The organism is Fulverythrobacter ferritrahens (assembly GCF_020539485.1).
Taxonomy (GTDB): Bacteria; Pseudomonadota; Alphaproteobacteria; order Sphingomonadales; family Sphingomonadaceae; genus Andeanibacterium; species Andeanibacterium ferritrahens.
The window spans coordinates 576,172-588,073 of the sequence record NZ_JACDXU010000002.1 but is presented as its reverse complement, the minus strand read 5'-3'; the positions used below and the strand labels follow the sequence as shown (position 1 = coordinate 588,073).

Here is an 11,902-nt window from a genome sequence, read left to right as displayed (position 1 = left end):
GCCTATCCGGGCATAGGCATATGGAGAGACGGAGGAGATATAAAATATGCGCCTGATCCTCACTGCCCTGCTGTTCGTGGGCGGGCTGTTCTTCATCATCAACGGGCTGAGCTTTCTTGCCATGCCGCAATCCTCGGTGGGCAGTTTCGGCCTCGACGCCGTGGGGGCGGCGGGCTGGTCCACCATTCGCGCGGATATGACCGCCTTCTTCGTGGTGGGCGGCTTCTGCATGGTGTGGGGCGCATGGAAGCGCGCGGGCGACATGCTGCTGGTGCCCGCCGCCCTGTTCGGCATCGCCTTTATCGGCCGGCTGGTGAGCCTGATCGCCGATGGCGCATATGAAGGTGCGGCCATGCCCATGGCGATCGAGGCGGGCGTAGTGCTGGTCTCCATAATGGGCAACCGCCTGCTGCCGCACCACAAGGTTGAAGAACTGACGAGCTAAGCCCGTTCCCGCGGCGGCACGCCCCGTGCCGCCGCCAGCAGGTCTGCGACTGCGCGCGGGACGAAGGCCAGCCCCGCGCCATAGGCGGGCAGCACCATCGCGCCCCAATAGAAGTTCTCCGGCCGGGCGAACAGGGCGATAGCCAGCGCGAATCCTGCGAACCACAAAGCAGCAAACAAGCCGGGTCTGCCGCCCAGCCCCAGCCAGCCGAAAAGCGGCAGCAGCGCCAGCGGGGTGCCCAGCCAGAGCGGGAGGAATGACAGAGGCGTCAGCCGCACCATGGCTTCCAGAAAGGCTTGCGGCCCCAGCAGGCCCGACCAGCCTTGCGAGGAAGGCGCATCAGGTGGACCCAGCGCAATTACGGCCTGGGCATGAAGCGCCATGCCGATGGCGAAGAGCGCGATCACCCCCAGCAGGGCCAGCGCCTCCCCCTTGCGACGCCCGGCAATTGCGAAAGCCATCCAGAGCAGGAGGAAAGGCAGCGCCAGTTCCCGCACGGCCAGCGCGGCGGCGGCAAGCACCAGGCTGGGCCACCAGCGCCTCGGCCGGTAAAGCAGCAGTGCAGCGGAAAGCAGCAGGCCCGCAATCAATTCATGCACCAGCCCGGCAATGTCCAGAAAAGCACCGAGGCCGCATAGTGCCACCAGCAAGGCCGCACCAATCCGTTCAGGCGCGCTGGTTCGCTCGGAAGGAAGGCCCATCAGCCCGACAAGGCAGAGGCCGAGCGAGAAAGTGGCCACGATCCGCCAGCCGCCCGAACCGAACAAACGCGTTCCCTCCGCCAGGACGGGCGAGCGGACAGTGAAGAAGGGCTTCGTTGGATAATTGCGCGCCATTTGCTCGGCGATGGCGGCTTCGTAATAGCCTTGCCCGCGCGCCATTCGGGCGTTGATCGCACGATATAGACTGAGGTCTCCCCTGTCTCCCTCCGCGCCGGGGTGCTGCCCCTCCTGCTGCGCCTCAATCCGTGCGTCCGCGGAGTGAATGAGCGCGCCAGTGGCCGAAATGCTCCAGATGCAGCCTGCAATCAGCGCCAGCAGCGTCAGAATGGCCGCTGGACGCGGAAGGCGCGCCAGCGGCCGGTCGATCCATGCCGCAAGCCTTGCCCGCGACAGCACCGGCGGATCGGTCAGGAGAGCCATCCGGCGAGGCTGGCCGCCCAGATCGCCGCGCCGCCTGCCGCCGCAGCCAGCACATAGCCCGGCCAGCGGCGATTGCCGCGCCGTTCCCAGATGAGCGGCACGGATGCCAGCGGAGGCGCTTCAGGCGCGCCGCCCTTGGCCGGAATGCGATCTTCCAGCCGCCGCAGCAGATCGGGCAGGCGCAGCAGGGTCTGGAAATCGCTGCGCAGCCGGTCCGCCAGAATGGCTTCGGGGCCCAGTTCGTCGCGTATCCAGCTCTTCACGAAGGGGCCGGAAACGTCCCACATATTGATGGAGGGATCGAGCTGAGTGGCCACGCCTTCCACCATCACCATGGTCTTCTGCAGCAGCAGCAGATGCGGCTGGGTCTGCATGTCGAAATCGCGGGTGATGGCGAACAGCCCGTCGAGCATCTGGCCGACCGAAAGCTCGCTCACCGGCTTGCCGCGCATGGGCTCGCCCACGGCGCGCAGGGCAGTCGCGAATTCGTCCACCGAGTGATAGCTCGGCACATATTGCGCCTCGAAATGGATCTCGGCCACGCGGCGGTAATTGCCGGTGGTGAGGCCATAGAGAATCTCCGCCAGCCATTGCCGCGCGCGCCGGTCGATCCGGCCCATGATGCCGAAATCGATCGCCACGATCGTGCCATCCGCCTTCACGAACAGGTTCCCCTGATGCATGTCGGCATGGAAGAAACCGGCGCTGATCGCCTGGGTGAGGAAGGCCAGCACCAGCCGGCTCGCCAGCTTGGGCAGATCGTGCCCGGCGGCCTTCAGCGCCTCGATATCGCTGATCTTCAACCCGTCGATCCATTCGACGGTCATCACCCGGCCATTGGTGCGATCCCAGTCGATCTCGGGTACGCGATAGCCTTCGAAGCCCTTCATCGCGGCGGCCAGTTCGCTGGCGGAGGCGGCCTCGCGCCGCAAGTCCAGTTCGCGCGCGGTCCAGCGGCGGAAATTCTCGATCGTCAGGCGTGGGCGCAGCCGGGCTGCTTCTCCGCCTAGTGCTTCAAGATGAGCGGCGGCCCATTCATAGGTCTCGATATCACGCTCGAACCGGCGGCGAATGCCGGGGCGCAGCACTTTGATCGCCACGGTGCGCCCATCAATCGTCACGCCCTTATGGACCTGCGCGATGGAAGCAGCGCCCACGGGATCGGGATCGACACTGGCGAACAGGGCCTCAAGCGGCTGGCCGAAACTGCCTTCGATCTCAGCGCGGATGGCCTCGAAAGGTACGGGCGGCAGGCTGTCCTGCAGGCTGAGCAGATTATTCGCCGCATCCTCGCCCACCAGGTCGGGACGGGTGGCGAGCGACTGACCCAGCTTGATTGCCGCCGGGCCAATGGCCTTGAAGGCGCTGGAATAGTCAGGCTCGCGCGGCTGGAAAGTGCCGAAGCGAGCCAGCTTGGCCAGCCGCCGCACCGGGCCCGGCGTATTGGGATCACGCTCGATCCCGCGCAGCGCGCCATATCGCGCCGCCGTGCGCCCCCAGGACAGGAGCCGGAAGATATGCGTTACCGGGCTGGTCATCGCCTTGCGTGCCGCCTCAAGCCTTCCACCCCGAATGGATCGCCACCAGGCCGCCCAGGATCGGTTCCACCCGCGTCTGGGTAAAACCGGCATCGCGGATCATCTGTTCGAATTCGGGCATGGGCGGGAAGCGGCGTATCGATTCGATGAGGTAGCGATAGCTTTCCTCGTCATGGGCAATCGCCTTGCCGATCTGCGGGACGAGCTTGTGCGAATAGAGGTCATACACCTCCTTGAAGCCCGGCCATTCGGTCGTCGAGAATTCGAGGCAATAGAACCGCCCGCCGAATTTCAGCACGCGATAGGCCTCGGCCAGCGCCTTCTCTATCCGCGTGACGTTCCGGATACCGAAAGCGATGGTGTAGGCATCGAAGAAACGGCTGGGGAAGCTCAGTTCCTCGGCATTCTGGCGCGACCAGACGAGTTCATCCAGCCCGCGCTTGATCGCCCGTTCGATGCCGACATCCAGCATGTCCTGATTGATGTCGGACACGGTCACGATGGCCCCGCGCTCCGCCATGCGGAAGGCGATGTCGCCCGTGCCGCCCGCCATGTCGAGGACCTGCTCACCCGGCTGGGGCTTCACCCGCCGCACGAAACGGTCCTTCCACAAACGATGCATGCCGGCCGACATGGCATCGTTCATGATGTCATATTTCGCCGCCACGTTGGAAAACACCGCGCCCACGCGCCGGGTCTTCTCTTCGGGGCTCACCTCTTCGTAGCCGAAGGATACCTGTTCGCTCATGCCTGCCCTGTAGCGGTCAGTCCCGCTTGGCGCCAGCCGAACCTTTGGGCCGAAGCGCCAGTGCTGAAACGACGATTCCCGCCAGGATCAGAGCCATGCCTATCCAGTGATAGGAATAGAGCTTCTCCCCCAGAATCAGCGCGGAAAGCAGCGCGCCGAACAACGGCATCAATGTGATCGCCTGCCCGGCGCGGGCCGGGCCGACCTTCCCGGTGGCCCAATTATAGATGAAGTAGGACACCAGCGAGGGCAGGATCGAGACATAGGCAAAGGCGCCCACCGTGCCCCAGCTCCAGTTCACATGCTTGCCCTGCATCCATTCCATCGCGGCCAGCGGTGCCATGGCCACCACGCCCACCCAGAAAGTAACGGCCACGAAGCTTTCCGGCGCAGTAACGGGCCGCAGGCGCAGCAATACGGTATAGAGAGCCCAGGCGACCACCGCCGTCATTACCAGCGCATCGCCTATCCCGAAATGGAGCCGCAGCGCGGCATAGGGATCGCCCTGGAACACGATTGCCACCACGCCCAGGATCGAAACCGCCACACCCGCCGCCTGCCGGGGATCAGGCCTTGTGCCGAAGATGATCCGGTCGAACAGGGCCACCAGCGCAGGAATGGCCGCCTGCAGCAGCAGCGCATTGCTGGCCGTGGTGTAGCCCAGCCCCATATACAGCAAGCCGTTGAAGGTCGCGATGCCGATCATCCCCAGCAACAGAACCATCTTCCACCCGCTCAACAGGGCCGCCCGATCATTCCACACCGATCTGGCCGCAAAGGGCAGCAACAGCAACGAGGCGCAGGTCCAGCGCACGAAAGCCAGAGTGAAGGGGGGAATATCGTCATGGACGGCGCGGCCGATGATCGAATTGCCTGCCCAGAAGAACATCACCAGGCCCAGCATGGCGAAGGCCTTCAGATTGGGCGACGCTTCCTGATTGGGCATAGACATGACGGCGGCAATAGGCAGCGAAGCCCCGCTTGGCGAGGGCCGGATGCGCATGAAAAGCTGACCGTGGTGACAATCCGCAACGCCAACCCTAGATAAATGCCCATGCCGGAACTGCCCGAAGTAGAGACCACCGTGCGCGGACTTGCCCGTTTCCTGGAAGGGGAACGGATAGAACGCGTGGCCGTGAACCGGCCTGACCTGCGGCGTCCCTTTCCGCCCGATCTCGTCCAGTCGCTCACCGGGGCGACGGTCACGGGGCTGGGCCGGCGGGCGAAATATGGCCTGATCCACACCGATCGCGGGCAGACCATGGTGTTCCATCTGGGCATGAGCGGGCGCTGGCGGATCGATCCGGCGGAGCCCGGCACGCATGATCATCTGGTGATCCGGACGGCGGAGCACCTCTTCGCCCTCAACGATGCGCGGCGCTTTGGCTCGGTGGACCTTGTCGATACCTCCGGCCTCGCGGCATGGCCGCAATTCGCCGCCATGGGGCCGGAGCCGCTGGGCGAAGATCTGACGCCGGCCCACCTGCGCGCGGCGCTCGCCGGACGTTCGCAGGCGATCAAGCTGCTGCTGCTGGATCAGCGGATCGTGGCGGGCCTAGGCAATATCTATGTGTGCGAGGCGCTCTACCGTTCGGGCATCAGCCCGCAACGAGCGGGCGGCAAAGTCTCGCTCGCCGCGCTTGAGCGGCTGGTGCCTGCGATCAGGCAGGTGCTGACCGAATCGATTGCCGATGGCGGCTCCACCCTGCGCGATTATGCACGGCCCGATGGCGAGTTGGGCTATTTCGCGACCCGCTTCGATGTCTATGGGCGAGAGGCGGAGGATTGCCGCCGTTGCGGCGGCACGGTGAAACGTATCGCGCAGGGTGGGCGCAGCAGCTGGTATTGCCCCTCCTGCCAGAAATGACAGGGCCTGTGTCCGAAGGGCGACGGCGACAATCTGTTGACGATTCGGGCATGCCCGGTTAAGGGCGCCGCTTTCCGGAGGGCAACAGCCCTTCCCGCGAGTTTTTTGGATTTAGGAATCCGGCCGCCCCGCAGGTGGCCCGACAGAGGACGAAGATGGCCAATACGCCGCAAGCACGCAAGCGCATCCGTCGCAACGCCAACCGGGCCGAAATCAATGGCGCCCGCCTGGGCCGCATCCGCACCTTCGTGAAGAAGGTGGAAACCGCGATTGACGGTGGCGACAAGACCGCCGCCGCAGAAGCCCTTCGCAGCGCGCAGCCGGAACTGGCTCGCGGCGTCGCTCGCGGCGTGCTGCACAAGAATACCGCGGCACGGAAGGTGTCGCGCCTGTCGAAGCGAATCGCCTCGCTCTGATTCGCTGGACCCCGTCGGGTCCCGGCAGGAACACAAAACGAACAGGCCGGCGCGTTTCGCGTCGGCTTTTTTCGCGCCTGCCAACAGTGATTATTACAAATTCGCGTAAGTGCCCGAAATCTCACGATTCGGGGGCATTCGAATAGTAAAAAATCAGGAAATCAGCGACTTCGACGCAAGTCCGCGCACCTCGGACGAGTCAAGACTCATTATTTCACTTTTTTTACGGACGGCCACTTGCCCATTTCGGCGCGCCGTCCATAAATCCTCGAAGCCCACGGCGAGTCCGTTGGGGGCATCACTAGTCGAGATGATGGCAATCAGGCTCCGGTCTTGGGGGGATCGGGCTTGGCGGAGCTTTGCTCTGAAAGTGCGGACAATCATTGTGCGCGCTTGCGGCCGTCTATTGGGATCAAACACCGTATTGCTGAGGGATGGGCGGTAGATGATTCGGATGGGACCACACGCAGATCGAACTGCAGCAGCAAGGAAGCGCAAAGGCGGAGATGAGATGACTGAAGACCAGGAGGCGCTGGACCTCGCAGCCGACTGGGCAGATATCAGCCAGGGCCTGAGAAAAGATCTGGGCCACCAGCTCCACAGCCAGTGGATCAAGCCGATCCAGCTGGGCAGCTTTTGCAAGGACACCGGCACTTTAAATCTGTTCCTTCCGACCGAGTTTTCCGCGAACTGGGTGGCCGATCGCTTTGCCGACCGCCTCTCGCTCGCATGGAAGATTGCGCGCAGCGAAGTCCGGCAGGTGCGTATTGGCGTACATCCCGGCCGTCGCCAGCTGCCGGAAGTGTCGCTGGGCGGGCCTGACAGCTTCGGCCGCGGTGCCGCCAATGACGGCGCGGCCGAGAGCTTCGGCGCGATGGGCACTGGCACGATCGGCGATGCAGGCTTCACTGCCTCTGTCGGCCTCGACCCGAGCCTGACTTTCGCCGCCTTCGTCACGGGCACCACCAATGTGCTGGCCTTCAACGCGGCCGAGCGCATGGCAAAGGTGGAGCAGCCGCAATTCTCGCCGCTCTACCTCAAGGCCGCTACCGGCCAGGGCAAGACGCATCTCATGCACGCCATCGGCCATGCCTATCTGGCGGCCCATCCGCGTGCGCGAATCTTCTATTGTTCGGCTGAGCGCTTCATGGTCGAGTTCGTCTCGGCCCTGCGCCAGAACGAGATGATCGAATTCAAGGCGCGCCTGCGCGGGTTCGACCTGCTGCTGGTGGACGATATCCAGTTCATCATCGGCAAGGCTTCCGCCCAGGAAGAGCTGCTCTATACGATCGACGCGCTGCTGGCCGAAGGCAAGCGGCTGGTCTTCGCCGCCGATCGTGCGCCCCAGGCGCTCGACGGGGTGGAGCAGCGCCTGCTCTCGCGCCTCTCCATGGGGCTCGTGGCAGACATCCAGCCCGCCGACATCGAGCTGCGCCGCGCGATTCTCGAATCGAAGCTGACCAAGTTCGCTCCGCTGGAAGTTCCGGCCGATGTGATCGAGTTCCTGGCCCGCACCATCAACCGCAATGTGCGCGAGCTTGTGGGCGGCCTGAACAAGCTGATCGCCTATGCGCAGCTCACCGGGCAGGAAGTTTCCCTCCAGTTGGCCGAAGAGCAGCTGACCGATATTCTCTCGGCCAATCGCAAGCGCATCACGATTGACGAGATCCAGCGCACGGTCTGCCAGTTCTACCGGGTGGACCGTTCGGAAATGTCCTCCAAGCGCCGCGCCCGTGCGGTGGTGCGTCCCCGCCAGGTGGCGATGTATCTCGCCAAGGTGCTTACCCCTCGTTCCTATCCGGAAATCGGGCGCAAGTTCGGCGGGCGCGATCACTCCACCGTGATCCACGCCGTCCGCCTGATCGAGGATCTGCGCAAGCGCGATGCCGATATGGATGGCGATGTGCGCAGCCTGTTGAGGCAGCTGGAAAGCTGATCCCTTTTCCCGGCGGTGCGCACAAAATGTCCACCGCCGGTTCCCTCTTTCGCCAACCTCTTTTCGACAGGCTTGTCGACAGGAGGGGTATTGGGCGCATAAAGCCGCCAAATGACCGAAATTGCCGAGTCTCCCCTGCCCCGCACGCTGCCTTCCACTTATCTGGAGGCCGCCATCCGGGGCGGGCTGCGCTGCACCTGCCCGCGCTGCGGCCAGGCGCCCCTGTTCCGCAAATGGCTCAAGCCGGTGGATTTCTGCTATGCTTGCGGGCAGGATTGGACCTTGCAGCGCGCGGATGATTTCCCGCCCTATATTTCCATCCTGATCACCGGCCATTTGATGGCGCCCCTGCTGATCCTGCTGGTGCTGGATTTCCACCTCTCGATCCTGGCTACCAGCACTATTGCCCTGCCGCTGGCGGCGGGGCTCATGCTGGGGATACTCCAGCCGGCCAAAGGCGCGGTGATCGCCGCGCAATGGTGGCTGGGGCTGGTGGGCTTCCGCAAGGAACGCCTGCCGCAGGAACCCAAGGCGTAAGGCCCGGCGATGAGCCTTTCGCCCGAACGCCTGGAACGCTTTGCCCGCCATATCGTGCTGCCGGAAATCGGCGGACCGGGGCAGATGAAACTCGCCAATTCGCATGTCGTGCTGGTGGGCGTGGGGGGCATCGGTTCACCGGCCCTGCAATATCTTGCCGCCGCCGGAATCGGGCGGCTGACCCTGATCGATGACGATCGGGTGGATGCCAGCAATCTCCAGCGCCAGACCATCTTTGCCGAAGCCGATATCGGCCTGCTCAAGGTGGAGCGGGCGGAAGAATGGCTGCTGCGTTTCGATCCCGCCATCGCCTGCCAGGCCGCCGCGATCAGAGTGACACCCGAAACCGCCCCCGCTCTGGTCCAGGGCGCGGATCTGGTGATGGACGGCTGCGATAATTTCGCTACCCGGCTGGCCGTTTCCGATGCCTGTGTGGCCGCCGGAGTGCCGTTGCTCAGCGCCGCGGTCGGCCGCTTCCAGGGGCAAGTGGCTGCCTTTGCGGGCCATATCGAGGGGCATAGCTGCTATCGCTGCTATGTCGGCGATGCCTTCGATGCGGAAGATTGCGATACATGCGCGGCAGACGGCATGCTGGGCGCCATGGCCGGCTGGGCCGCCACTTTCGGCGCGATGCAAGCGATCCGCGTGCTGCTGGACGGGGTCAGCCCGCTGGGCGACCCGCAATGGGGCAAGCTGCACCTGCTGGACGGCCTCACGCCCTCGCTGCGCACGCTGAATATCGCGAAAGACCCGGAGTGCCGAGCTTGTTCCACCTGAAATCCTCCCTTACCGGGCGAGGTGACATCGCGTAGCGATGACGGAGAGGGTTCGCCCAGCGGCAAGCCCCCACCAATGTCCTGCGGACCGTCCCCCTCCCCCGATGGGCGGAGGATTAATCGCCTAGCACTTCCTCCACCCACTCCGGCACCAGCACGCTCGCCGCGCCGAGCCGCGTCTCTTCGAACCAGTGCGAGCCCTGGCTGGGTTCCAGATTGAGTTCCAGTGTCCTTGCCCTGTGGCTGGACGCCTGCTGGACGAAACCCGCCGCCGGATAGACCGCGCCGGAAGTGCCGATGGAAACGAACATATCCGCGCGGGAAATGGCCCGGAAAATCTCCTCCATCCGGTAAGGCATTTCCCCGAACCACACGATGTCCGGCCGCAGCGCTGCCTGCCCGCAGGAAGGGCAGGGCGGCCCGTCCAGCAATGCGCCTTCCCAATGGTGGCGCGCATCGCAGGCCAGGCACCAGACGGAAAGCGCCTCCCCATGCATGTGGAGTACGCGGGCCGCCCCCGCCCGCTCGTGCAGATCGTCGATATTCTGGGTGACGATCAGCAATTCGCCATCCCATTCCCGATCGAGCCGGGCGAGTGCCTCATGCGCGGGATTGGGCCGGGCGGCGAGTACACCTGCACGCCGCTCGTCATAAAAACGCTGGACCAGTTCCGGGTCACGGCGGAACGCCTCGGGCGTTGCAACATCCTCCACCCGGTGATCCTCCCACAGGCCATCTTCGGCGCGGAAGGTCCGCAAGCCGCTTTCGGCGCTTATCCCTGCGCCGGTGAGGATCACGATATTACGAATCGCCGTCATGCCCTGCCTATATCGTCACCCTGAACTTGTTTCAGGGCCCATTTAGCCCCATGCACCGCCGCGCGAACGGAAAGATGGATGCTGAAGCAAGTTCAGCATGACGAGCGGGGCGAAACAGTGAGCAGTATCGGAATCATCGGCAGCGAAGGTCGCATGGGCAAGGCGCTGGCCCTGGCGGTGGAAGCTGCGGGCCTTACGCTGGCAGGCGGCATAGGGCGCGGCGGCAATCCGGCGGATATTGCAGCGCGCAGCGATGTGCTGATCGACTTTTCCGCACCCGCCGCCCTGCCCGCGAATCTGGACGCGGCTGTGCAGGCTGGCATTCCCATCGTGATCGGCACTACGGGCATTTCCGAGGCGGACCATGCCGCCATCGATACGGCGGCCCGCGCCATCCCCGTGCTGCAGACGGGCAATACCTCTCTGGGCGTTACCCTGCTGGCCCATCTGGTGCGCGAAGCGGCATCGAAGCTGGGCGTGGAATGGGATATCGAGATCGTGGAGATGCATCACCGCATGAAAGTGGATGCCCCTTCCGGCACCGCGATCCTGCTGGGCGAGGCGGCAGCGGAAGGGCGCGGGATCGATCTGGCCCCCAATTCCGATCGCGGGCGGGACGGGCATACCGGTATCCGCAAGCCCGGCAATATCGGCTTTGCCGCATTGCGCGGCGGCACGGTGGCGGGCGAGCATTCCGTGATCCTGGCGGGCGAGGAGGAACGCATCACCCTGTCTCACCTCGCCGAAAACCGCATGATCTTTGCCCATGGCGCGGTGAAGGCTGCTGGCTGGCTGATCGGCAAGGCGCCGGGGCGCTATACCATGCCGCAGGTTCTGGGGCTCTGAGCCCCGCCTCATCCCGCGAGGCCCCCAACCCATGAAGAAAGACGACATCTTCGCCTTCTTTTCGGCCCTGGCGGAGCTTAACCCCCATCCCGAGACAGAGCTGGAATTCGGCAACACCTATCAATTGCTGGTGGCCGTGGTGCTGTCTGCCCAGGCGACCGATGCGGGCGTGAACAAGGCCACTCGCGCGCTGTTCGAGAAGGTGAAGACCCCGGCCGAAATGGTGGCGCTGGGCGAGGATGGGCTGAAAGAGCACATCAAGACGATCGGGCTGTTCAATTCCAAGGCGAAGAACGTCATCGCCCTGTCGGAAATATTGGTGCGCGATTTCGGCGGCGAGGTTCCGCAGGATCGCGACACGCTGGTGACTCTGCCCGGCGTCGGCCGCAAGACCGCCAATGTGGTGATGAATTGCGCTTTCGGGGCGGAAACCTTCGCAGTGGACACTCATGTATTCCGCGTTTCCAACCGCACCGGCCTCGCCAAGGGCAAGACGGTGGAGAAGGTGGAGGCGCTGCTGGAAAGGCGCGTGCCCCAGCCCTTCCGGCGCGACGCCCATCACTGGCTGATCCTGCTGGGCCGCTATACTTGCAAGGCCCGCATGCCCGAATGCTGGCGCTGCCCGGTGGTGACACAATGCGAATTCAAGGCAAAGGTGCTGGAGGCTCCGAAGGGACGGAAGGGGTAAATGCGCCCCTCCAACTTCCGCTCGTCCAGAGCCTGTCGAAGGACGCGCAAAACATCAGTTTTTGATGAATTCCTGTTCCATCAAGGTTGCACAAGTGCTCGGCACGCTTTGGGCGAAGGTTCGCGCGCGTCCTTCGACAGGCTCA

General features: G+C 64.3%; 13 protein-coding genes. 8 read left to right on the top strand and 5 right to left on the bottom strand.

Annotated features, from left to right (window positions below; translation table 11 throughout):
• Positions 1–46 precede the first annotated feature (46 nt).
• A complete protein-coding gene (locus H0274_RS10905; protein WP_226795404.1) occupies positions 47–445 on the top strand; it encodes a DUF4345 family protein in 399 nt (132 codons plus the stop codon).
• Here H0274_RS10905 and H0274_RS10900 read toward each other — a convergent pair.
• Genes H0274_RS10900 through H0274_RS10885 form a run of 4 tightly spaced genes read right to left on the bottom strand, consistent with a single transcriptional unit; the run spans position 442 to position 4,825 of the window.
• Positions 442–1,587 carry a hypothetical protein gene (locus tag H0274_RS10900; RefSeq protein ID WP_226795401.1) on the bottom strand — a complete coding sequence of 382 codons (1,146 nt, stop codon included), beginning with the start codon at positions 1,585–1,587 and terminating at the stop codon, positions 442–444. The two genes, H0274_RS10905 and H0274_RS10900, sit on opposite strands and share 4 nt — an antisense overlap.
• Positions 1,575–3,125: a 2-polyprenylphenol 6-hydroxylase gene (ubiB, locus tag H0274_RS10895; RefSeq protein WP_226795399.1), complete on the bottom strand. Its 1,551-nt coding sequence runs from the start codon at positions 3,123–3,125 to the stop codon at positions 1,575–1,577. The genes H0274_RS10900 and ubiB overlap by 13 nt, the downstream gene beginning before the upstream one ends.
• A 16-nt stretch (positions 3,126–3,141) precedes the next feature.
• Entirely contained in the window at positions 3,142–3,873 is a 732-nt protein-coding gene (locus tag H0274_RS10890; RefSeq protein WP_226795397.1) for a class I SAM-dependent methyltransferase, read from the bottom strand.
• A 16-nt stretch (positions 3,874–3,889) separates the two neighbouring features.
• Positions 3,890–4,825: a DMT family transporter gene (locus tag H0274_RS10885; RefSeq protein WP_319018226.1), complete on the bottom strand. Its 936-nt coding sequence runs from the start codon at positions 4,823–4,825 to the stop codon at positions 3,890–3,892.
• Positions 4,826–4,927: 102 nt separating this feature from the next.
• On the opposite strand from H0274_RS10885, the gene mutM reads away from it, so the two are divergent.
• The 5 genes from mutM (at position 4,928) to H0274_RS10860 (ending at position 9,406) form a co-directional block, all read left to right on the top strand.
• Positions 4,928–5,740, top strand: coding sequence for a bifunctional DNA-formamidopyrimidine glycosylase/DNA-(apurinic or apyrimidinic site) lyase (mutM, locus tag H0274_RS10880; RefSeq protein ID WP_226795708.1), 813 nt, complete (start codon positions 4,928–4,930; stop codon positions 5,738–5,740).
• Positions 5,741–5,895: 155 nt separating this feature from the next.
• Positions 5,896–6,156, top strand: a complete 261-nt coding sequence (rpsT, locus tag H0274_RS10875) for a 30S ribosomal protein S20 (protein ID WP_226795395.1) — start codon at positions 5,896–5,898, stop codon at positions 6,154–6,156.
• Positions 6,157–6,667: 511 nt separating this feature from the next.
• Positions 6,668–8,092, top strand: a complete 1,425-nt coding sequence (dnaA, locus tag H0274_RS10870; protein ID WP_226795393.1) for a chromosomal replication initiator protein DnaA — start codon at positions 6,668–6,670, stop codon at positions 8,090–8,092.
• A gap of 111 nt (positions 8,093–8,203) precedes the next feature.
• On the top strand, positions 8,204–8,629 hold the full coding sequence (locus H0274_RS10865; protein WP_226795391.1) for a DUF983 domain-containing protein: 426 nt from the start codon (positions 8,204–8,206) through the stop codon (positions 8,627–8,629).
• A gap of 9 nt (positions 8,630–8,638) precedes the next feature.
• The gene (locus H0274_RS10860; RefSeq protein WP_226795389.1) at positions 8,639–9,406 is read left to right on the top strand and encodes a HesA/MoeB/ThiF family protein; all 768 of its coding nucleotides are present in this window, start codon (positions 8,639–8,641) and stop codon (positions 9,404–9,406) included.
• A gap of 115 nt (positions 9,407–9,521) precedes the next feature.
• Here the strand turns inward: H0274_RS10860 and H0274_RS10855 are convergent, their stop codons facing one another.
• On the bottom strand, positions 9,522–10,223 hold the full coding sequence (locus tag H0274_RS10855) for an NAD-dependent deacylase (protein ID WP_226795387.1): 702 nt from the start codon (positions 10,221–10,223) through the stop codon (positions 9,522–9,524).
• Positions 10,224–10,340: 117 nt separating this feature from the next.
• Here H0274_RS10855 and dapB point away from each other — a divergent pair, with 117 nt between their 5' ends.
• Positions 10,341–11,069: a 4-hydroxy-tetrahydrodipicolinate reductase gene (gene dapB / locus H0274_RS10850; RefSeq protein ID WP_226795707.1), complete on the top strand. Its 729-nt coding sequence runs from the start codon at positions 10,341–10,343 to the stop codon at positions 11,067–11,069.
• Between the two features lie 31 nt (positions 11,070–11,100).
• Complete coding sequence (nth, locus tag H0274_RS10845; RefSeq protein ID WP_226795385.1) at positions 11,101–11,757, top strand: endonuclease III; 657 nt, start codon at positions 11,101–11,103, stop codon at positions 11,755–11,757.
• Positions 11,758–11,902: the final 145 nt, after the last annotated feature.